We start from the raw sequence: 20,347 nt of genomic DNA, 5'->3' as shown, positions 1-20,347 counted from the left end.
GGCGTCCGCCGGCGCGCCGAGAGGGCACAATGGGCTCGCATCTGGCAAGACCTTTTCCAAACCCGCAGCGACATGAAGATCCTGATCGTCGAAGACGAACCCAAGACCGGCGACTACCTGCGCCAGGGCCTGGCCGAGGCCGGCTTCGTCGTCGACCTCGCCCGCGACGGACTGGACGGCCTGCATCTGGCGTTGAACGGCGACTATGCGCTGGTGGTGCTGGACGTGATGCTGCCGGGGCTGGATGGCTGGGGCGTGCTGCAGACGCTGCGTCGCGGCGGGCGCGAGATGCCGGTGCTGTTCCTCACCGCACGCGACCAGGTCGAGGACCGGGTGCGCGGCCTGGATCTCGGCGCCGACGACTACCTCGTCAAGCCCTTCGCCTTCTCCGAACTGCTGGCACGCGTGCGCACGCTGCTGCGCCGGGGCCGCAGCAAGGAACCGGATGTGCTGCGCGCCGCCGACCTCGAGCTCGACCTGCTACGCCGGCGCGTGCTGCGCGGTGGCCAGCGCATCGACCTGACCGCCAAGGAGTTCGCCCTGCTGGAACTGCTGCTGCGGCGCCAGGGCGAGGTGCTGCCGCGCTCACTGATCGCCTCCCAGGTTTGGGACATGAACTTCGACAGCGACACCAACGTGATCGAAGTCGCCGTGCGCCGGCTGCGCGCCAAGGTCGACGACGCCTTCGAGCCCAAGCTGATCCGCACGGTACGCGGCATGGGCTACGTGCTCGAAGTGCCGGAATGCTGAAGATGCCGCCGCGCCTGTCGCTCACCGCCCGCCTTGCGCTGCTGTTCGCTCTGCTCACCGCAAGCCTGCTGATCGTCGTCGGCGTCGTGCTGGGCCGCGCGGTCGAGGCACACTTCGATGAACTCGACACGCACGAGCTGGCCGGCAAGCTGACGCTGGTCGGCAACCTCGTGCGCGAAGCCGGTTCGGATGCCGGCCAGCACCTCGATGCGGCCTTCGCCGGTCAGGATACGGTTGGCCTGCTGCTGCGCGCGGCCGACGGGACGGTGCTGCACGCGATCCAGCCCGGCGCGTTCACGCCTGCCCATCTCGCGGGTGCGGCGCTGACGCAGGGCGGCGAGGGCTGGCACTCGGGACCACGCCAGTTCATCGGTCGCGAGCTTGCAATGGAAACGGGCGGCGACACCGGCGATGCACTGCGCGTGGCCGTGGCGCTGGACATCTCCCACCATGCGCACTTCCTCGACGAGGTACGACGCGGGCTGTGGCTGGGCATCTCCGCGGCCGCGCTGGTCGCCGCCCTGCTCGGCTGGTTCGCCGCGCACCGCGGGCTCGCTCCGCTGCGGCGGGTGACGGCGACCGCGCGCGGCCTGTCGGCCGAACGCCTGTCCCAGCGCCTGGACGAGACCGGCGCCCCGGCCGAAGTCCGCGACCTGGTCGACGCCTTCAACGGCATGCTCGAACGGCTGGAATACTCCTTCACCCGCCTGTCGGACTTTTCTGCCGACATCGCACACGAACTGCGCACACCCGTCTCCAACCTCATGACGCAGACCGAGGTCGCCTTGTCGCGCGCACGCACCAACGAGGAATACCGCGAGGTGCTCGCCTCCAACCTCGAGGAGTTCGAGCGCATCGCGCGCATGGTCGGCGACATGCTGTTCCTTGCCCAGGCCGAGAACGGCCGCCTGCCGCGCCCGGTCGAGACCGTCGCGCTCGACGATGACGTCCGTGCGCTGATCGAGTTCTACGAGGCACTGGCGGAGGAACGCCAGGTGCGCATGACGATCGAAGGCCGTGCCTGCGTGACCGGCGACAGGCTGATGCTGCGGCGCGCGGTGTCGAACCTGCTGTCCAACGCGCTGCGCCATACGGCGACGGGTGGCACGATCGACATCCTGATCGAGGATGGCATTCGTGGCGGGAACGATGCCGTCACCCTGTCGGTCTGCAATACCGGCGACACCATTCCGCCGGACCAGTTGCCACGCATCTTCGATCGCTTCCATCGCGCCGGAACGAACCGCGCGCGTCACGGTGAAGGCGCGGGCCTCGGGCTGGCGATCACACGCTCGATCGTGCTCGCGCATGGCGGCGACATCGTTGCCACCTCGGCTGACGGCCTGACGCGGTTCACCATCACGCTGCCGCGCGCCACGGATGTGCGCCCCCCATTTTCCGAAACGACAGGAGTCTCCCCATGAAACCCCGCCGCCCTTCCCTTCGCACCCTGCTGGCCGCCACGGCGATCGGCCTCGCCACCCTCGGCCACGCGACGGCCGCCGATGACGAGGTGACGATGTTCAAGGACCCCAACTGCGGCTGCTGCGGCAAGTGGGCCGAGCACATGCGCGCCAACGGCTTCAAGGTCAAGGAAGTCGCCACCAGCGAGATGGGTGCGATCAAGCGCACGGCCGGCGTCCCGCAGCCGCTGGGTTCCTGCCATACGGCCAAGGTCGGCGGGTACGTGGTCGAAGGCCACGTGCCAGCGGCCGACGTCAAGCGCATGCTGGCCGACAAGCCGGCCATCACCGGCATCTCCGCCCCCGGCATGCCGATGGGTTCGCCCGGCATGGAAGGCCCTTACCCGGCCGACCGCTACGACGTCGTGAGCTTCGACGCCCAGGGCAAGACCGCGGTGTTCGCCAGCCACTGAGCAGGCCGAGGTGCCGCCGCGCTCAGTCGCCGACCTTGAGTGTCCACAGGTGCGCGGCGACCAGCGCGCGCCACGGCGAGAACGGCGCCAGCCAGCGCTCGGCCTCGCGCTCGCCGATTCGGTCGGACGATCCGATCAGGTGCTGCAGGCCGCGGCGCACTGCGGCGTCGCCATGCAGCGAACCGTCCAGCCAGCCGAAACCGCGCAGCAAGGCGTAGTTGACCGTCCACGGCCCGATGCCGCGGATGGCGAGCAGGCGGGCACGGATCTCATCGACCGGCAGCGCCGAACTTGCATCCCCCTGCAGGCCTCGCCCCATCCAGTCGTCCAGCGGCAGTTCGCCCTCGACCTCCGCGCGGGCCAGCGTGAGCAAGGCCTCGGCCTTGGTCTGCGAGCAGCCGGCCACGCGCAGGGCGCCGGCATCGAGCTGCAACAGGCTGGACGCGTCCGGGTAGCACATCAGACCGCTGGAGTGCTGCCGGCCCACGGCCAGGATGAGCTTGCGCCGCAGCGCGACCGCCGCGCCGAGGCTGACCTGCTGGCCGACAATCGCCCAGCTCAGCGCCTCGAAGGGAGTGGCCGCCTGCGGCACGCGCAGGCCGGCATTGCGTGCGAGCAGCGGCCCGAGCTGCGGATGCCCGGCATGGGCGCGCTCGAAGGCCTCGACCGGTTGATCGAGGCCCAGCATGTGGCGCACGAGTCCGGCAAGCGCGTCCTGTGCATCGGCATCGCCGGCGTTCGCCCCGTCCACGCCGTCGATGACGCAGCGGGCACGCAGTTCAGCGCGGTTGACGCGAATCTCCAGACAGGCGGGCCGCCCCTTCCACACCAGCCCTTTGTCCAGCCCGGTCCCGACATCCGATTCGAACGTGCGTTCTGCAAGCTGCTGCGGGTCGCGGCGATGGAACGCGAGCACGTCCGCCATGCGAAAGCCCTCGGGCAAGGGCAGGCGACAGTGCAGCGCGTGCGCTGTCATGGCCGGGCAGCGCGCTCGGCCAGCCGGCGTTCGCGCGCGACGAAGCCGACCTTGATCTCGCGGGCGCGCAGCTGCCCGCAGCCGGCATCGACGTCCTGTCCGGCCGAGCGCCGCAGCTTGGTCAGCACGCCGCGCTGATGCAGCCAGCGCGCGATGTCGGCGGCCTTTTCCCAGCTCGGGCGGCGGAAGTCGAGCCCCTCGACGGTGTTGAACGGGATCATGTTCATCACCGCGTACTTGCCGGCGAGCAGGCGGACGATGCCTTCGAGTTCCTCGGCGCTGTCATTGACGCCGTCGAGCAGCGTCCATTGGTACTGGATGGGGTAGCCGGTGGCCCGTGCGTAGGCCTCGCCCAACTCGACCAGCGCCTCCGGGTCGATGCGTGGCGCGCGCGGCAACAGTTGCGCACGCAGCCCGGCGCGCGTGGTGTGCAGCGACAGCGCCAGTGCGGGCTTCACGCGCATCTGCGGCAGGCGTTCGAACACGCGCTCGTCACCCACGGTGGAAAACACCAGATTCTTGTGCGGAATGGCACCGTCGGTGCCGAGCGTCTCGATCGCCTCGACGACGTTGTCGAGGTTGTGCGCCGGCTCGCCCATGCCCATGAACACCACCTTGTGCACCCGGCGCAGGCTGCGCGCCAGCGCCACCTGGGCGACGATCTCGGCACTGCCGACCTGGCGCAGCAGGCCGTCCTTGCCGGTCATGCAGAAGACGCAGCCCACCGCACAGCCGACCTGGGTGGACACGCACAGACCGTCGCGCGGCAGCAGCACGCTTTCCACCGTCTGGCCGTCGGCCAGCTCGACGAGCAGGCGGGACGAGCCGTCCTCGCCCGGATGCTGCGAACGCAGGCGGGCGAGTCCGTCGAGCTCGGCGGTGAGCGCAGGCAGGGCCTGGCGCAGTGCCAGCGGCAGGAAATGTTCCTGCGGACGCGGGCCACCGTCGAGCGGCAGGCGTTGCAGCCAGGCCCGCATCAGGCGGTCCTCGTGACAGGGTTTGGCGCCCAGTTCCCGCAGGCGGGCGCGAAGGGTTTCGATGCGCATGGGGCCGGCATCCTAGCACCCGCGGGCGAGCGCGTCAGTGGTCTCCCGCACGGGGCGGATGCTGGGGGGAACGCAAGCCTGCGGCCCTCACCCTCAACGCTTCACATACAGCCCCTTCTGCGCGCCGTACCAGGCCGCGAGGTCGGCCATGTCCTGCTTCGACAGGGCCTCGACTTGCGCCGCCATGATCGGGTTCCTGCGCTTGCCGGCCTTGTAGTCGAGCAAGGCCTGCAGCAGGTAGTCGGTGTGCTGGCCGCCGATACGCGGGAAAGCCGGGGTGGGACTGTTGCCGTCCGCACCATGACAGGCTGCGCACACTTCCGACTTCTCCTTGCCCCGCATCGGGTCGCCCGCTGCATGCGCGGACACGAGGGCCGCGGACATCACCACGACACCCAGGCCCCGCAGCAGGCCCGGGAACGCACTCCGTCGATCGAATCGCATGGCTCGACTCCTCAGCGCGCGACGCTGTAATAGGCGGCCAGATCGGCCATGTCCTGGTCGGACAGTCCCCCGGCAACGCCCTGCATGGTCGGATGACTGCGTTCGCCGGCCTTGTAGGCCTGCAGCGCAGCGACGATGTATTCCGGATGCTGGCCGCCCAGCTTGGGCACCGAATAGACCTGTGGAAAGGTGGTGCGATAACCCTCGATGCCATGACAGCCGACGCACATCGAGATCTTGCCCTTCGCCGCCTCGGCATCGCCCTCGACCGCCAGCGCAGGCCAGGCCGAAGCCGCAAGCGCCAGACCGCAAACCAGATATCGTCCCTGCATGGTGAATCCTCCGTTGGGGGGATGCTGCACAAGCCGTTGTCGATAAGATCTGTCCCAGGCCGGGCAATCGCTATTCATCATGCCTAACCTGGCGCGGCTGTTTCGCCGGTTTTCCGTAACGTAACGGTATAATCATTTGTAAATAAATCAGAGGATTCCCGAATGTCCACCCTTCGCTTCGAAGGCACTGCCGATTACGTCGCCACCCCCGACCTGATGCTTGCCGTCAATGCGGCGATCCGTCTGCAGCGTCCGCTGCTGATCAAGGGCGAACCGGGCACGGGCAAAACGATGCTGGCCGAGGAGGTCGCGGCCGCACTGGGGCTGCCGCTGCTGCAGTGGCACATCAAGTCGACGACCAAGGCGCAGCAGGGGCTGTACGAGTACGACGCCGTCTCCCGCCTGCGCGACTCGCAACTTGGCGACGACCGCGTCAAGGACATCGGCAACTACATCGTCAAGGGCGTGCTGTGGCAGGCCTTCGAGGCCGAACGCCCGACCGTGGTGCTGATCGACGAGATCGACAAGGCCGACATCGAGTTTCCCAACGATCTGCTGCGCGAACTCGACCGCATGGAGTTCCATGTGTACGAGACGCGCGAGACCGTCCGGGCACGGCACCGGCCGATCGTGTTCATCACCTCGAACAACGAGAAGGAACTGCCCGACGCCTTCCTGCGCCGCTGCTTCTTCCACTACATCCGCTTCCCCGACCGCGACACGATGCAGCGCATCGTCGACGTGCACTTCCCGGGCATCCGCAAGCAACTGCTGACCGAGGCGCTCGAGGTCTTCTTCGGCCTGCGCGAGGTGCCGGGACTGAAGAAGAAGCCCTCCACCTCCGAGCTGATCGACTGGCTGAAGCTGCTGGTCGCCGAGGACATCCCGCCCGAAGTGCTGCGCAGCCAGGACGGCAAGGTGGTCGTTCCGCCGCTGCATGGTGCGCTGCTGAAGAATGAACAGGACATGCACCTGTTCGAGCGCCTCGTGTTCATGTCGCGTCACAACCGCTGAGCTGCTGCATGCGCATGTTCAAGGGCATTCTCGACTGGCTGTTCGGACGTTCCCGCAACGCAGCGCAGCGGCCGGCGCCGACGGCAGAGCCGGCGGATTTCGAGCGGCTCAACCGCAATGCGCCGCTGCGCGACGCGACGCTGCGGGAGGACGTGCCGTCGGGCGTCGGCACCTTCCTGTGCCGTGAAGCCGTGCTCGGCCGTGACCAGCGCATCGCCGGCTACCAGTTCATGCTGCAGGAGAGCACCCGCAACCGCATCCAGCTCAGCAGCCGGCGCATCCACCACCTCTACGCCGAAGTGCTGGTACGCAGCCTGGTCGGCGCGAATATTGCCCAACTGCTGGGGCACCGGCGCGCCTTCCTCGAGGTGCCCGACTCCTTCCTCGGACACCCCTGTCTCGACGAACTGCCCGCAGCCCAGGTGGTCCTGATCGCCGCCCCTCACCATGAACAGGGCTGTGTACCGCCCGAGACACTGCGCCCGGTCGTGGAGGCGCTCAAGCGTCGTGGCTTCGGCTTCGCCCTGCCCGACCCGCTGGTCATCCGCGAATATGGCCCGCTACTGCCACTGGCCGACATGATCGTCGTGCGCGCGCCGGCCCTCGATGCCCGGCACGGTCTGCAACTCACCGGCCTCCTCAGCGAGGGCGCCCCGAACGCACGCCTGCTCGTCCGCGATCTCCCCTCGCTCGAGGATTTCCGCTTCGCCTTCAAGATGGGTGCCGCGCTGTTCCAGGGCCCGTTCATCACCAGCCGCGAGGACTGGAGCGAACACGAACTCGGCCCCGACGCTCTGCGCATCGCCACCCTCATCGGGCGCCTGCGCCAGAACGCCGAGACCCGCGAGCTGGCGGCGCTGCTCAAGGAAGACGGCGCGCTGTCGCTGCGCCTGCTGCGCTACGTCAATTCCGCCGCCAACGCGCTGCCGACCCCCGTCTCGTCCATCGAGCACGCGCTGGCCATGATCGGTCACGAGCGCCTGCACCGCTGGCTCGTGCTGCTCGCCTGCAGCACCGACGGCCGCAATGCGCGCGCCGCCTCGGCGCTGGAAACCGCGCTCATCCGCGCCCGCCTGATGGAGCTGCTCGGTCACGATTGCCCGCAACTGAAGGCCGACGCCCTGTTCCTCGTCGGCCTGCTCTCGCTCGCCGACGTGATCATGCAGGTGCCGCTGGACAAGGTGCTCGCCCCGCTCGCGCTCGACCCCGACATCGAGGCTGCATTGCGGCACGGCGAGGGGCCGCTGTTCCCGCTGCTCGAACTCGCGATCGCCTGCGAAAACGGTGACACCGACCCCGCGCGCCTGCACGACCTCGCCGAGGCCCGCGGCATCTCCGCGCAGCAGGCCTCGGACTGCCACCTCAAGGCCATGCTGTGGGCCATCGAGCTCAACATCTGAGCCCGGCCCGGGAGCCTCGACGATGCTGATCGACTTCTTCCTGCACCTCAAGGCACGCAAGCTGCCGGTGTCCACGCGCGAGTTCCTGACCCTGCTCGAGGCGCTGCAGGCGCACGTTTGCGGCCCGTCCATCGACGATTTCTACGTGCTGGCGCGCGCCTGCCTGGTCAAGGACGAATCGCTCTACGACCGCTTCGACCAGGCCTTCGGCGAGTATTTCAAGGGCGTGACCGAGATCCCGGGCCTCGAAGCCGAGTTGCCGGAGGAATGGCTGCGGGCGATGGCGAGGAAGCACCTGACGCCCGAGGAACGCGCGAAGCTGGAAAAGCTCGGCTGGGACAAGCTGATGGACCAGTTCCGCAAGCGCCTGGTGGAACAGAAGGGGCGCCACCAGGGCGGCAACAAGTGGATCGGCACCGGCGGCAGTTCGCCCTTCGGCAACAACGGCACCCACCCGGAAGGCATCCGCATCGGGGGTGAATCGGCCGGTAACCGCACGGCGGTCAAGGTGTGGGACAAGCGCGAGTTCCGCAACCTCGACGACTCGGTCGAGCTGGGCACGCGCAACATCAAGGTCGCGCTGCGCCGGTTGCGCCGCTTCGCACGCCAGGGAGCCGCCGAGGAACTGGACCTGGACGGCACCATCGCCGCCACCGCGCGCAACGCCGGCTGGCTGGACCTGATGATGCGCCCCGAGCGCCACAACGCGGTGAAGGTACTGCTGTTCCTCGACGTCGGCGGCTCGATGGACGACCACATCAAGGTGTGCGAGGAACTGTTCTCCGCCTGCCGGCTGGAGTTCAAGCACCTCGAGTACTTCTACTTCCACAACTGCGTGTACGAAGGCGTGTGGCGCGACAACCAGCGGCGCCATGCCGAACGCACGCCGGTGTTCGACGTCATCCACAAGTACGGTCCGGACTACAAGCTGATCTTCGTCGGCGACGCGACCATGAGCCCCTACGAGATCCTGCACCCGCACGGTTCGGTCGAGCACATGAACGCCGAGGCCGGTGCCACCTGGCTGCGCCGCCTGCTCGACGCCTACCCGGCCGCTGCCTGGCTCAACCCCGAGCCCGAACGCCTGTGGGACTACCGCAAGTCGATCGAGCTGATCCGCCAGATCATGGCCGACCGGATGTACCCGATGACGCTCGACGGCCTCACGCGGGCAATGCAGGGCCTGTCGAAGAAGCACTGAGGGCAGCGCGCGCCGCGGCGCCCCGGGTCAGGCATCAGCGGCGCAGGCTGAGCGCCCAGGTCGCCAGGCTGAACAGCATTCCACCGGCCACCGTCAGCGCCAGGGGCGTCGGGCTGGCCTGCACGCCATGGCCGACGATCATGCCGGCGCCGGCGCCGAGCCCCATCTGCACGAACCCCATCAGCGAGGCCGCCGCGCCGGCCATCTTCGGGTAGCCTGCCAGCCCCAGGGCCGCCGAATTGGGCATCACCAGGCCGATGGCCATCGTCACGCCCCACATCGGACCCATGATGGCGGCCGGATGATGCACGCCCGCAAGCGCCAGCACGGCCATCAGCAGCCCGCAGGCCGCACCGAGGAAGACGCCGCTGCGGATCATTTCTTCGGCCCCCAGTCGCCGTGACAGCCGCGCGGACAGCACCGAGCCGACCATGAAGCCGGTGACGTTGGCGCCGAACGCGAGGCCCATCTGCTGCGGCGACATGCCATACAGCTCGATGTAGACGAAGGGCGAGCCCGAGATGAAGGCGAACAGCGCGGCAAAGGCGCCGCAGCCGGTCAGTAGTGCGCCGCGATACACGCGGTCGGCCAGCAGCACGCCGTAGTTCGCCACCATGCGCGACGGACGCATCGCGTGCGGGTCGGGGTGGCGGTTGGTTTCCTTCAGCACCGTCCCCACCATCACGGCCAGCACCAGGCCGTAGCCGGTCAAGGTGAAGAAGGTCGAGCGCCAGCCGAAGGATGCGCTCAGCCAGCCACCGAGGACGGGCGCCGCGAGCGGTGCCAGTGCGGTCGCCGTCGCTACGTGCGACAGCACGCGTGCCGCCGCGTGCGGACCATACACGTCGCGCACCACCGCCCGCCCCAGCACCGGTCCCACGCAGGCGCCGAAGGCCTGCACCAGCCGCGCTGCCACCAGGGTCTCGATCGTCGGCGCCAGCGCACAGGCGGCCGACGACAGCACGAACACCACCATGCCCCACAGCATCACCGGCCGCCGCCCGAAACGGTCGGAGAGCGGACCGATCAGCAGCTGTCCGAAGCCGAAGCCGAGCAGGTAGACCGACAGTGTGAGCTGCGCCCCGGCCGTGTCGGTGCCGAGGGCACGCCCGATGGCCGGTAGTGCTGGCAGGTAGAAATCGGTCGACAGCGGACCAAGGGATGTGAGCGCGACGATGAGGACGGCGAGCAAGACGCTGTGTTGTACGGGCATGAAGATCGATTCAGAAGGTGAGCGCGAACCACTCGGTGAGGCTGCGTGTTTCCCCGCTCGCCGAAAGCGCCCGATCGATGACGTCCTGGTTGCCCCACACGACGTCGTCCAGTTCCCCCTGCGCCACGCGCGCCTCGATGTCACTGCAATAGAGCCCCAGCTCGCGCTGCACGTAGAAGCCGTAGGTGCGGCAAGCCACGGGTCGGTACGCGTAGACGGGACAGGCACCGCTCTCGCGGTCGAGCATCGGGCACACGATCGGCGCGCTCGCGCCATGGCCCAGCAGCCCGACCTCGTCGCGGATGGCCTGCAGGCGCTGCGGGGGGAGCGTCCGCAGGCCCTCCAGCAACAAACCCCATTCCGCCGCCGTCAGGCGCGGGACGTCCGCCAGCCGACGGCAGCAGGTGTCACAGCCCTTGCTGCAGGGCCAGTCTGGGCGTGTGTGCCGTATCGCGCCGACGCGGGCATCGACATCGGCGTGGAGACGGAACAGCGGGGATCGTTCGGGCATGGCACTGATGAGGGAGGAATGACCGGGCATCGGACCAGGTGGGTCCGGGCGCGCACGGCCTGGGCGCGCATTGTAGCGCGCCAGGCCGGCAGGCTTTTCGTGCATGCATGTGCCGCATTGCACAAACGTCACGACCTTACTCAAGTAGAATGCCGGGTCCCGCCGAAACGCCCGGATTGAGCCGCTTCTGCGCCGCCCACTGCCGTGGCACCGTCCCCGAAAAGACCAGACCCGAATGCGCCCGATCCTGCGCCTGATGATCGTTTTGCTGCTCGCCGCCGTGCTCTCGCCCGCCGGGGCGATGTCGGTGACCTTCATCAACCCGGGGAAGTCGAGCGAAATGTTCTGGCACACCTCGGCACGCGCCGCCGAAGAAGCGGCCCGCGCGCTTGGCATCGACTTCGAGCTCATCTACCTCGAGCGCCAGCATCTCGCCGCGCTCGAGGTGGTGCGCGGACTTGCCGCGCGCCCGGCCGAGCGGCGTCCGGACTACGTCATGCTGGTCAACGAAGGGGGCGTGGCGCCCGAAGCGCTGCGCATCCTCGACGAGGCCGGTCTCAGGACCCTGCTCGTCTATAGCGGCATACAGGGTGCCCAGGAACGCGCGCTGGTGGGCACCCCGCGCGATACGTACCGCCACTGGCTCGGTTCGATCGAGCCGCGTGCCGAGGAGGCCGGCTACCTCACCGCCAAGGCCCTCATCGACAAGGGCCGTGAAGCGCGTGCCTTCGGCCCCGACGGCAAGCTGCACCTGCTGGCGATCGCCGGCGACCGCGCCACGCCAACCTCGATCCGGCGCAGCGAAGGCATGCGCAAGGCGGTCGAGGAAGCCGGCGACGCGGTGCTGGACCAGGAGGTGTTCGGCGCCTTCAGCCGCGAGAAGGCCACCGAGCAGAGCGCCTGGCTGTTCCAGCGCTTTCCCCACGCGCGACTCGTGTGGGCGGCAAACGACCAGATGGCCTTCGGCGCCATGGCATCGTGGGAAGCGCGTGGAGGGCAGCCCGGTCACGACGCCTGGTTCAGCGGCATCAACACCTCGGGCGAGGCCATGACGGCGCTGCGCTCGGGTCGCCTGACAGCGCTGTCCGGCGGGCACTTCATCGTCGGCGCCTGGGCCGTGGTGATGTTGTACGACTACCATCACGGTGTCGACTTCGCCGACAGCGAGGGCCTCGAACTGAGCGCATCGGTGTTTCCGCTCTTCAGCGTACGCGATGCCGGCACCTTCGAGCGGCGCTACGGTAAGGGCCACTTCGACGCCATCGATTTTCGCCGCTTCAGCAAGGTCCACAACCCGGCAATCACGCGCTACGACTTCGGCTTCCGCCAGTTGCTGAAGGGACGCGGCACGCCATGAGCGACGCCCCGACCCATTCGATCGCCGCCCGACTGGCAAGGCGCATCCTCCTCTACGCCAGCGCCTGCGCACTGCTCATCGGCGGCGTGCAGACGCTGCACCTGTCGCAGGAAGTGAGGCAGCGCTTCTCGCAGTCGATCGAGGCAGCGGGCCTGACCCACGTGCCCCTGCTGTCGGTCGCCGTGTGGGACATCGAGCCCGATACCATCCGGCGCCAGTTGCACCAGCTCGCCAGCCAGCACGCGATCGGCCACGTCCGCCTGGTGACCGACGTCGGACGCGTCTTCGAGGCGGGCGACCCGGATGCACGCGACTTCAACGAAGCGCGGCGCTTCGACGTGCCCAATCCGACCCTGCAGGGCGAACCCATCGGCACGCTCGAGATCGTCGCCGACACCCGCGCGTTCTACCGCGAACTGGCGACGACCATCGGCGTCGGCCTGCTCGGCTACGCCGTGCTGACGCTGTTGATGTGCGGCCTGGTCCTGGTCGCCTTGCGGCGCGAGCTGGGTCCGCTGCGCCACATCGCCGAGTTCGTCAAGACGCTGTCGCCCGAACGGCTGACCACGCCGCTGACGGTCGACCGCGGCCCGCGGCATCAGCGCGACGAGATCGACCTCGTCGTCGAGGGCTTCGAGATCCTGCAGCGCGGCATCGACAGCCACATCCGCAACCTCGACCATCAGGTGGCAGCCCGCACGCACGACCTCGAAGCCGCACTGGCCTCGATCCGCACGCTGTCGACCACCGACACGCTGACGGGCTGCTTCAACCGCCGCCTGTTCGACGAACGCATCGCCGACGAAGTCGAGCGCGCCGACCGCTACGGGCGCCCCCTGTCCATCGTGTTCGCCGATGCGGACCACTTCAAGCGCATCAACGACACCTGGGGCCACAACGCCGGCGACGAGGTGCTGCGCGCGTTCAGCGCGAGCCTGAAGGCCCAGGTCCGCGACCACATCGACTGGGTCGTACGCTACGGCGGCGAAGAGTTCGTGATCGTGCTGCCCGAGACCACGCTCGACCGCGCCCGCGCGCTGGCCGAGCGCATCCGCGTGGTGGTGGAATCCGAGCCGCTCACGATCGACGACAGGCCGATCCGCCTCACGGCGAGCTTCGGCGTGGCGCAATACGCGCCGGGCGAGGCGCTGGCCGACTGGATCGACCGCGCCGACAAATGGCTCTACCTCGCCAAGGAACAAGGGCGCAACCGCGTCTGCGGCTGAGGCCCGGGACACCGCTCACCCCCACCCCGTCCATACGGCAGGCGAAAAAAACGCCGGCGCAGCGGCCGGCGTTTTCGTTCGAAGCCCGAGCTCGATCAGGCGCCGACCTTGGCCTTGAAGACCTGGCGGTAGCGGTGCAGCAGCGGCTCGGTGTAGCCGCTGGGCTGGGCGCAGCCTTCGAAGATCAGCGCGCGGGCGGCCTGGAAGGCGACCGAGTCGTCGAAGTTCGGCGCCATCGGACGGTAGGCGGCGTCACCTGCGTTCTGGCCATCCACCACCGCGGCCATGCGGCGCAGCGTGGCATCGACCTGCTCGGCGGAGACGACGCCGTGGCGCAGCCAGTTGGCGATGTGCTGGCTGGAGATGCGCAGCGTGGCACGGTCTTCCATCAGGCCGACGTTGTTGATGTCGGGCACCTTCGAGCAGCCCACACCCTGCTCCACCCAGCGCACCACGTAGCCGAGGATGCCCTGGCAGTTGTTGTCCAGCTCCTGCTGGCGTGCCTCGGCGCTCCAGTCAGCCTGGGCAGCGACCGGCACGGTCAGCAGGCCGGTGAGCAGCGTATCGCGCTCGGCGGCCAGGTCGATCTTCTCCATCTCCTGCTGGATCGCGGCCACGTTGACCTGGTGGTAGTGCAGTGCGTGCAGCGTGGCGCCGGTCGGCGACGGCACCCAGGCGGTGTTGGCGCCGGACTTCGGGTGGGCGATCTTCTGCTCGAGCATGGCGGCCATCAGGTCGGGCATGGCCCACATGCCCTTGCCGATCTGGGCCTTGCCGCGCAGGCCGGCGGTAAGGCCGACCAGCACGTTGTTGCGCTCGTAGGCCTGGATCCAGGCGCTGGACTTCATGTCGCCCTTGCGGATCATCGGGCCCGCTTCCATGGCGGTGTGCATCTCGTCGCCGGTGCGGTCGAGGAAGCCGGTGTTGATGAAGGCGACGCGGCTCCTGGCGGCGGCGATGCAGGCCATCAGGTTGATCGAGGTGCGGCGCTCCTCGTCCATGATGCCCATCTTCATCGTGTTGCGCGGCAGGCCGAGCAGGTCTTCGACGCGGCCGAACAGCTCGTCGGCGAAGGCGACTTCGGCCGGGCCATGCATCTTCGGCTTGACGATGTACATGCTGCCGGTGCGCGAGTTGCCCTTGCGCTGGAGGTCGTGCATCGAGATCAGCGTGGTGACGACGCCGTCGAGGATGCCCTCGGGGATCTCCTTGCCTTCGCCGTCGAGGATGGCCGGGTTGGTCATCAGGTGGCCGACGTTGCGGATGAAGAGCAGCGAGCGGCCATGCAGGCGCAGCGTGCCACCGGCCACCGCGGTGTATTCGCGATCCGGGTTCAGGCGGCGGGTGATGGTCTTGCCGTTCTTTTCCAGGTCTTCGGTCAGCGTGCCCTGCATCAGGCCCAGCCAGTTGCGATAGACGTCGACCTTGTCGTCGGCATCGACCGCGGCGATGGAGTCCTCGCAGTCCATGATGGTGGACACGGCAGCTTCCATGACCAGATCGTTGATGCCGGCGGCGTCGGTCTTGCCGATGGCGCCGTTGCGGTCGATCTGGACATCGATGTGCAGGCCGTTGTTCTTCAGCAGCAGCGAACTCGGCGCGGCGGCATCGCCCTGGTAGCCGACGAACTTCTCGGGCTGCTGCAGGCCGACGGTGGAACCGTTCTTGAGCGTGACGGCAAGCTTGCCATCGACCACGGCATAGGCGGTCGAGTCGGCATGCGAGGCGCCGGCCAGCGGCGCGGCCTGGTCGAGCACGTTGCGCGCGAAGGCGATGACCTTGGCGCCGCGCACCGGGTTGTAGCCCTTGGTGATCTCGGCCCCGTCGGTGTGCGGGATGGCGTCGGTGCCGTACAGCGCGTCGTACAGCGAACCCCAGCGGGCGTTGGCCGCGTTGAGCGCGTAGCGGGCGTTCATCACCGGCACCACCAGCTGCGGGCCGGCCTGAGCGGCCAGTTCGCTATCGACGTTGGCGGTATCGACCTTGACGCCGGCCGGCTGCGGCAGCAGGTAACCGATCGACTCCAGGAAGGCGCGGTAGGCGGCCATGTCGGCAATCGGGCCCGGGTTGGCGCGGTGCCAGGTGTCGAGCTCGGTCTGCAGGCGGTCGCGTTCGGCCAGCAGGGCGCGGTTCTTCGGAGCGAGATCATGTACCAGCGCATCGAAGCCTTTCCAGAAGGCGGCGACATCTACGCCGGTGCCCGGCAGGGCCTCTTCTTCGATGAAACGCTTCAGGTTCGCAGCCACCTGCAGGCGATGGCAGTTCACTCTCTCGGTCATGTTACGCACTCTCTGGAATCATTCATGGGAAACCAAACGCTGGCAACATTGTTGCAGCGCAGGCGAACGCGAGGATGCGACCGATTTGTGCTTGGGTCAAGGGTGGACGGCAAAAGTCCTCTATAAGACACACGGGATATCAACACGGGTGTCATCCAAGACGACGCGGCCTCATCGACAGGCGTGGCGCGCCCGTCCCGCGGCCGCATCAGCCCGGCACCGTAGCCGCCGGCGACACCCGCAACGCGCAATACTTGAACTCGGGAATCTTCCCGAAGGGGTCGAGCGCCGGCTGGGTCAGCAGGTTGGCCGCCGCCTCGTGGTAGCAGAACGCCATGAAGACCGAGCCTTGACGCACCCCCTCGTCCGCCCTCGCCTCCAGCTCCAGCTGCCCGCGCCGCGTCTGCAGGCGAACGCGCCCGCCGGAAGACACGCCGATCGAGGCCAGGTCGTCCGGATGCATGCCGCACCACGGCACCGGGTCGAGCGCGTCGAGCACGTCGGCGCGCCGGGTCATGCTGCCGGTGTGCCAGTGTTCCAGCACGCGGCCGGTGATGAGCACCATCGGGTAGTCGTCGTCGGGTAGTTCGGCCGCCGGCAAGGGCGACACCGGCACGAAGCGTCCGCGCCCGCTGGCAGTCGGGAAGGTCTGCTGGAACAGCACGGGTTGGGAGGGTTCCGCCGCCGAGAACTTGGGCGCCACCACCGCGCCCTCCCGTTCCAGCATGTCCCAGCTCAGGCCGGCATAGCTCGGCATCGCCTGCGCCAGCTCGGCGAAGACCTCGTGCGGGCCGGCGTAATGCCAGTCGAGACCCAGGCGCCGCGCCATTTCCTGGATGATCCACCAGTCCTGGCGTGCGTCACCGGGCAGCGGCAGCACCGGCTGCGCGAGCTGAACGAGACGGTCGGTGTTGGTGAAGCTGCCGGTCTTCTCGTAGAGGCTGGATGCCGGCAGTACGACGTCGGCCAGCATCGCGGTCTCGGTCAGGAAGATGTCCTGCACCACGAGGTGCTCCAGCTTCGCCAGCCCTGCCCGCGCGTGGTCGAGATCGGGGTCGGACATCGCCGGGTTCTCGCCCTCGATGTACATGGCGCGGATGCGGCCCTCGCAGGCAGCGTCCATGATCTCGACCACGGTCAGGCCCGGGGTGTCCGACAGCGGAGCCTGCCACAGCGCCTCGAAGCGCGCCCGCACCCCCGGCTCGGACACGCGCTGGTAGTCAGGCAGCATCATCGGGATCAGGCCGGCGTCCGACGCGCCCTGGACGTTGTTCTGCCCGCGCAGCGGATGCAGGCCGGTGCCGGGTCGGCCGATCTGGCCGGTCATCAGCGCCAGCGCGATCAGGCAGCGCGAGTTGTCGGTACCGTGGGTGTGCTGCGACACGCCCATGCCCCAGAAGATGATGCTGTTGGGACCACGGGCGTAGGCGCGCGCGACCTCGCGCACGGTGGCGGCGGGGATGCCGGTGACGGCCTCCATGCGCTCGGGCGTGTACTTCAGCGCGGCGTCGCGGAAAGCCTCGAAGCCCTCGGTACGGGCGGCGATGAAGTCCGGGTCGGTCAGGCCCTCCTCGATGATCGTGCACGCCATCGACAGCAGCAGCGCGACGTCGGCATCCGGGTGGAACTGCAGGAAGCGCCAGGCATGGCGGGCGAGCGGCGTCTCGCGCGGGTCCATCATCACCAGCTTCACGCCGCGCTCGGCGGCGTTCTTCATGAAGCTCGCCGCAACCGGGTGATTCGCTGCCGGGTTGGCGCCGATGACGATGGCAAGGTCGGCGAACTCGACGTCGCGCACCGGGTTGGACACCGCGCCCGAACCGATGCCTTCGAGCAGCGCCGCCACCGACGACGCATGGCACAGCCGCGTGCAGTGATCGACGTTGTGCGTGCCGAAACCGGTGCGCACCAGCTTCTGGAACAGGTAGGCCTCCTCGTTGCTGCCCTTGGCCGACCCGAAGCCCGCCAGCGCGTGCGGCCCGTGCGCGTCCTTGATGCGGCGCAGGCCGGCGGCGGCGAAGTCGAGCGCCTCCTCCCAGCTCGCCTCGCGGAAGGCAGCCAGCGGATCGGCCGGGTCGACATTGACACCCTTCGGGATGCCGGGCTTGCGGATCAGCGGCACGGTCAGGCGCTGGTGGTTGCGGCTGTAGGTGAAGCCGTAGCGGCCCTTCACGCACAGGCGGCCGGCGTTGGCCGGACCGTCGCGGCCCTCGGCGAAGACGATCTTCTGCGCCGCGCCCTCACCCGCGACGTGGTAGCTCACCTGGCAACCGACGCCGCAGTAGGGGCACAGTGAATCGACGCGCCTGGTCGGCACCCAGTTGCGGGCCGCCGGGGTTTCCCGCGGCTCGGCCAGCGCCGTCGTCGTTGTCGTTGTCGTTGTCGCCGTCGTCGCAGTCACGGCCGGCGCCAGCGCGCCCGTCGGGCAGGCCTGCACACATTCGCCACACCCGACACAGCTCGACACGCCCATCGCTGTATCAAAATCGAACACTATCTTCGACTCGGCGCCACGGTGCGCGTAACCGATGACGTCATTGACCTGGATCTCGCGGCAGGCCCGCAGGCAGCGGTTGCACTGGATGCAGGCGGACAGATCGACTGCGATGCCCGGATGGCTGACATCCGGCGCAGGCTGCTCGCGCGCCTCGAAGCGGCTTCCGCTGACGCCGAGCGCGCGGCACCATCGGGCGAGTTCGGAATCCGGTTTCTCGGCTGCGGCCGGCACATCGGCGCGCAGCAACTCCAGCACCATGCGTTGCGAGGCCAGGGCGCGCGCACTGGCCGACTGCACCTTCATGCCCGCCTTCGGCGCGCGGCAGCAGGACGGCGCCAGCACGCGCTCGCCGTCGATCTCGACCACACAGGCGCGGCAGTTGCCGTCGGCGCGCAAGCCGTCCGTGTAGCACAGATGCGGGATCTCGACGCCCGCGCGGCGCGCGGCGAGCAGGATGGACTCGCCCGGCGCAGCCTCGACCGGGCGGCCATCGAGTTCGAAGCGGATGGAGTCGGCCGCCAACGGGGCGGCGCTGTCCTGGGTCGCGATGCTCATTGCGCACCCTCCTTCTCGGTCGTGACCGGCGCACCCACCTCGTGCGGGAAGAAGCGCAGCACCGATCGCATCGGATTCGGCGCGGCCTGCCCCAGGCCGCAGATCGAGGCGTCCATCATCGCCTGCCCCAGTTCCCCGAGCAGGCCGGCATCCCACTCCGGCGCCGCCATCAGGCGCGCGGCCTTGTCGGTGCCGACACGGCACGGCGTGCACTGGCCGCAGGATTCATGGGCGAAGAAGTGCATCGCGTTCTCGGCCAGCAGACGCGCCTTGTCGTGCTGGGAGAACACGACGATGGCGGCCGAGCCGATGAAACAGCCGTAGGGCGCCAGGGTGTCGAAATCGAGCGGCACGTCGGCCAGGCTGGCCGGCAGGATGCCGCCCGACGCGCCGCCGGGAAAGTAGCCATACAGATCGTGCCCCGGCAGCATGCCGCCGCAATGCTCGTCGATGAGCTGGCGCAGCGTGATGCCGGCATCGGTAACCACCACGCCCGGCAAGGCCACCCGGCCGCTGACCGAGAAACTGCGCAGCCCCTTGCGCCCGTTGCGGCCACGGCCATCGAGCCAGTCCTTGCCCTGCTGGCTGTACTCGACGATGCCGCGCACCCACCATAGCGTCTCGGGGTTATGCACCAGCGTCGGGCGGCCGAGCACGCCGACCTCCGCCACATAGGGCGGACGCAGCCGCGGCATGCCGCGCTTGCCTTCGATGGATTCGATCATCCCCGACTCCTCGCCGCACACGTAGGCGCCCGCGCCGCGGCGCACCTCGATCGGCGGCAGATCGGGCCAGGCGGCGCGCACCTTGTCGAGTTCGGTATTCAGCATGTGACGCAGAGCCGGATATTCGTCACGGATGTAGATCCAGATCGCCGCGACGCCGACGACACGGGCGGCGATCAGCATGCCCTCGATGAAACGGTGCGGGTCGCTGCCCAGGTAATGGCGGTCCTTGAAGGTGCCCGGTTCGCCCTCGTCGATGTTCACCGCCATGTTGCGCGGTGCCGGCTGAGCCATCACCGAGCGCCACTTCCGCGCCGACGGAAAGCCCGCGCCGCCCAGGCCACGCAGGCCTGCAGCCTCCAGCGCGGTGATGATCGACTCGCCGCTGCATGCACCCTCGCACACTGTCTCGAACAGGCGGTAACCGCCGGCCGCACGGTAGGCGTCGAAATCGACGATCTCCGGCAGCGGCTCGGTGCGCTCGCCGGACGCGACCACCGCGGCCACGGTGTCCGCATCCGCCTTCACCACCGGATTCTGGCCGACCACGGCCACGGGCGCGCAATCGCAGCGACCGACACAGGGCACCCGCTGCACGCGCACCCCGGCGCCGAACCGGCCCTCCAGCGCCTGCGCAAGCGCCGCGCCGCCGTGCATCGCACAGGTCAGCGAATCGCACACCCGCACCGTCAGCGGCGGCGGTGGCGTCTGGCCCTCACCGACGACATCGAAGTGGTGATAGAAGGTCGCGACCTCGAACACCTCGGCGCGCGCCAGCTTCATCGCTTCGGCCAGCGCGGCGAGATGGTCGGCGAACAGCGCGCCGTGCGCGTCCTGCAGGCGATGCAGGTATTCGATCAGGCGGTCGCGGCGCGGAGTCTCGCCGCCGATCGCGGCGCGGGCCGCGGCAAGCGCGGCGTCGGGCAGGGGCGGACGCGTCGGTCC

Annotated in this window: 17 protein-coding genes; 8 read left to right on the top strand and 9 right to left on the bottom strand. The window is 68.8% G+C overall.

Going from position 1 to position 20,347, the window contains the following annotated elements; translation table 11 throughout:
- Positions 1-72 precede the first annotated feature (72 nt).
- From C664_RS14100 to C664_RS14090, 3 genes are read left to right on the top strand one after another with little or no spacing between them, the layout of a single operon-like run.
- Positions 73-750: a heavy metal response regulator transcription factor gene (locus C664_RS14100; RefSeq protein WP_004262155.1), complete on the top strand. Its 678-nt coding sequence runs from the start codon at positions 73-75 to the stop codon at positions 748-750.
- Positions 744-2,174, top strand: a complete 1,431-nt coding sequence (locus C664_RS14095; RefSeq protein WP_004262152.1) for a heavy metal sensor histidine kinase — start codon at positions 744-746, stop codon at positions 2,172-2,174. Before C664_RS14100 ends, C664_RS14095 begins: the two co-directional genes overlap by 7 nt.
- Positions 2,171-2,626: a DUF411 domain-containing protein gene (locus C664_RS14090; protein ID WP_004262149.1), complete on the top strand. Its 456-nt coding sequence runs from the start codon at positions 2,171-2,173 to the stop codon at positions 2,624-2,626. Before C664_RS14095 ends, C664_RS14090 begins: the two co-directional genes overlap by 4 nt.
- A gap of 22 nt (positions 2,627-2,648) precedes the next feature.
- Here C664_RS14090 and C664_RS14085 read toward each other — a convergent pair whose 3' ends face one another.
- From C664_RS14085 to C664_RS14070, 4 genes are all read right to left on the bottom strand, one after another.
- Entirely contained in the window at positions 2,649-3,602 is a 954-nt protein-coding gene (locus C664_RS14085) for a DNA-3-methyladenine glycosylase family protein (protein ID WP_004262146.1), read from the bottom strand.
- On the bottom strand, positions 3,599-4,648 hold the full coding sequence (locus tag C664_RS14080; protein ID WP_004262143.1) for an RNA methyltransferase: 1,050 nt from the start codon (positions 4,646-4,648) through the stop codon (positions 3,599-3,601). The genes C664_RS14085 and C664_RS14080 overlap by 4 nt, the downstream gene beginning before the upstream one ends.
- A 93-nt stretch (positions 4,649-4,741) precedes the next feature.
- Positions 4,742-5,092 (bottom strand): c-type cytochrome, encoded by a 351-nt coding sequence (locus C664_RS14075; RefSeq protein WP_004262141.1) that lies wholly within the window; start codon positions 5,090-5,092, stop codon positions 4,742-4,744.
- 11 nt (positions 5,093-5,103) lie between these two features.
- Positions 5,104-5,424, bottom strand: a complete 321-nt coding sequence (locus C664_RS14070) for a c-type cytochrome (protein ID WP_004262139.1) — start codon at positions 5,422-5,424, stop codon at positions 5,104-5,106.
- 162 nt (positions 5,425-5,586) lie between these two features.
- Between C664_RS14070 and C664_RS14065 the strand changes: the two genes are divergently transcribed.
- Genes C664_RS14065 through C664_RS14055 form a run of 3 tightly spaced genes read left to right on the top strand, consistent with a single transcriptional unit; the run spans position 5,587 to position 9,039 of the window.
- The gene (locus tag C664_RS14065; RefSeq protein WP_004262137.1) at positions 5,587-6,438 is read left to right on the top strand and encodes an AAA family ATPase; all 852 of its coding nucleotides are present in this window, start codon (positions 5,587-5,589) and stop codon (positions 6,436-6,438) included.
- An 8-nt stretch (positions 6,439-6,446) separates the two neighbouring features.
- Entirely contained in the window at positions 6,447-7,838 is a 1,392-nt protein-coding gene (locus tag C664_RS14060; RefSeq protein WP_004262130.1) for an EAL and HDOD domain-containing protein, read from the top strand.
- A 22-nt stretch (positions 7,839-7,860) separates the two neighbouring features.
- On the top strand, positions 7,861-9,039 hold the full coding sequence (locus tag C664_RS14055; RefSeq protein ID WP_004262127.1) for a vWA domain-containing protein: 1,179 nt from the start codon (positions 7,861-7,863) through the stop codon (positions 9,037-9,039).
- Positions 9,040-9,073: 34 nt separating this feature from the next.
- Here C664_RS14055 and C664_RS14050 read toward each other — a convergent pair whose 3' ends face one another.
- Together C664_RS14050 and C664_RS14045 are read right to left on the bottom strand one after the other, a co-directional pair.
- Positions 9,074-10,252, bottom strand: coding sequence for a multidrug effflux MFS transporter (locus C664_RS14050; protein WP_038011907.1), 1,179 nt, complete (start codon positions 10,250-10,252; stop codon positions 9,074-9,076).
- A gap of 10 nt (positions 10,253-10,262) precedes the next feature.
- The gene (locus C664_RS14045) at positions 10,263-10,763 is read right to left on the bottom strand and encodes a YkgJ family cysteine cluster protein (RefSeq protein WP_038011926.1); all 501 of its coding nucleotides are present in this window, start codon (positions 10,761-10,763) and stop codon (positions 10,263-10,265) included.
- Between the two features lie 235 nt (positions 10,764-10,998).
- Here C664_RS14045 and C664_RS14040 point away from each other — a divergent pair, with 235 nt between their 5' ends.
- Positions 10,999-12,120, top strand: coding sequence for an ABC transporter substrate-binding protein (locus tag C664_RS14040; RefSeq protein ID WP_004262121.1), 1,122 nt, complete (start codon positions 10,999-11,001; stop codon positions 12,118-12,120).
- On the top strand, positions 12,117-13,346 hold the full coding sequence (locus C664_RS14035) for a sensor domain-containing diguanylate cyclase (protein WP_004262113.1): 1,230 nt from the start codon (positions 12,117-12,119) through the stop codon (positions 13,344-13,346). Before C664_RS14040 ends, C664_RS14035 begins: the two co-directional genes overlap by 4 nt.
- A gap of 95 nt (positions 13,347-13,441) precedes the next feature.
- On the opposite strand, the gene C664_RS14030 is transcribed toward C664_RS14035, so the two are convergent.
- The 3 genes from C664_RS14030 to C664_RS14020 form a co-directional block, all read right to left on the bottom strand.
- Positions 13,442-15,625: a malate synthase G gene (locus C664_RS14030; RefSeq protein WP_004262111.1), complete on the bottom strand. Its 2,184-nt coding sequence runs from the start codon at positions 15,623-15,625 to the stop codon at positions 13,442-13,444.
- Between the two features lie 208 nt (positions 15,626-15,833).
- A complete protein-coding gene (fdhF, locus tag C664_RS14025; protein ID WP_004262109.1) occupies positions 15,834-18,677 on the bottom strand; it encodes a formate dehydrogenase subunit alpha in 2,844 nt (947 codons plus the stop codon).
- Positions 18,674-20,347, bottom strand: a 1,674-nt coding sequence (locus C664_RS14020; RefSeq protein ID WP_004262106.1) for an NAD(P)H-dependent oxidoreductase subunit E, incomplete at its 5' end; no start/stop codon positions are given. The genes C664_RS14020 and fdhF, both read right to left, overlap by 4 nt.

The organism is Thauera sp. 63 (assembly GCF_000310165.2).
Taxonomy (GTDB): Bacteria; Pseudomonadota; Gammaproteobacteria; order Burkholderiales; family Rhodocyclaceae; genus Thauera; species Thauera humireducens.
The sequence above is the reverse complement of the archived record's forward strand: the minus strand, read 5'-3'. Positions and strand labels throughout refer to the sequence as shown.

What these genes read in the sequence shown, in the direction of transcription:
- C664_RS14065 (WP_004262137.1), top strand. Translation starts at nt 5,587, where the DNA reads ATGTCCACCCTTCGCTTCGAAGGCACTGCCGATTACGTCGCCACCCCC.
- C664_RS14045 (WP_038011926.1), bottom strand. Translation starts at nt 10,763, where the DNA reads ATGCCCGAACGATCCCCGCTGTTCCGTCTCCACGCCGATGTCGATGCC.
- C664_RS14080 (WP_004262143.1), bottom strand. Translation starts at nt 4,648, where the DNA reads ATGCGCATCGAAACCCTTCGCGCCCGCCTGCGGGAACTGGGCGCCAAA.
- C664_RS14070 (WP_004262139.1), bottom strand. Translation starts at nt 5,424, where the DNA reads ATGCAGGGACGATATCTGGTTTGCGGTCTGGCGCTTGCGGCTTCGGCC.
- C664_RS14055 (WP_004262127.1), top strand. Translation starts at nt 7,861, where the DNA reads ATGCTGATCGACTTCTTCCTGCACCTCAAGGCACGCAAGCTGCCGGTG.
- C664_RS14030 (WP_004262111.1), bottom strand. Translation starts at nt 15,625, where the DNA reads ATGACCGAGAGAGTGAACTGCCATCGCCTGCAGGTGGCTGCGAACCTG.
- fdhF (WP_004262109.1), bottom strand. Translation starts at nt 18,677, where the DNA reads ATGAGCATCGCGACCCAGGACAGCGCCGCCCCGTTGGCGGCCGACTCC.
- C664_RS14060 (WP_004262130.1), top strand. Translation starts at nt 6,447, where the DNA reads ATGCGCATGTTCAAGGGCATTCTCGACTGGCTGTTCGGACGTTCCCGC.
- C664_RS14035 (WP_004262113.1), top strand. Translation starts at nt 12,117, where the DNA reads ATGAGCGACGCCCCGACCCATTCGATCGCCGCCCGACTGGCAAGGCGC.
- C664_RS14100 (WP_004262155.1), top strand. Translation starts at nt 73, where the DNA reads ATGAAGATCCTGATCGTCGAAGACGAACCCAAGACCGGCGACTACCTG.
- C664_RS14075 (WP_004262141.1), bottom strand. Translation starts at nt 5,092, where the DNA reads ATGCGATTCGATCGACGGAGTGCGTTCCCGGGCCTGCTGCGGGGCCTG.
- C664_RS14095 (WP_004262152.1), top strand. Translation starts at nt 744, where the DNA reads ATGCTGAAGATGCCGCCGCGCCTGTCGCTCACCGCCCGCCTTGCGCTG.
- C664_RS14085 (WP_004262146.1), bottom strand. Translation starts at nt 3,602, where the DNA reads ATGACAGCGCACGCGCTGCACTGTCGCCTGCCCTTGCCCGAGGGCTTT.
- C664_RS14050 (WP_038011907.1), bottom strand. Translation starts at nt 10,252, where the DNA reads ATGCCCGTACAACACAGCGTCTTGCTCGCCGTCCTCATCGTCGCGCTC.
- C664_RS14040 (WP_004262121.1), top strand. Translation starts at nt 10,999, where the DNA reads ATGCGCCCGATCCTGCGCCTGATGATCGTTTTGCTGCTCGCCGCCGTG.
- C664_RS14090 (WP_004262149.1), top strand. Translation starts at nt 2,171, where the DNA reads ATGAAACCCCGCCGCCCTTCCCTTCGCACCCTGCTGGCCGCCACGGCG.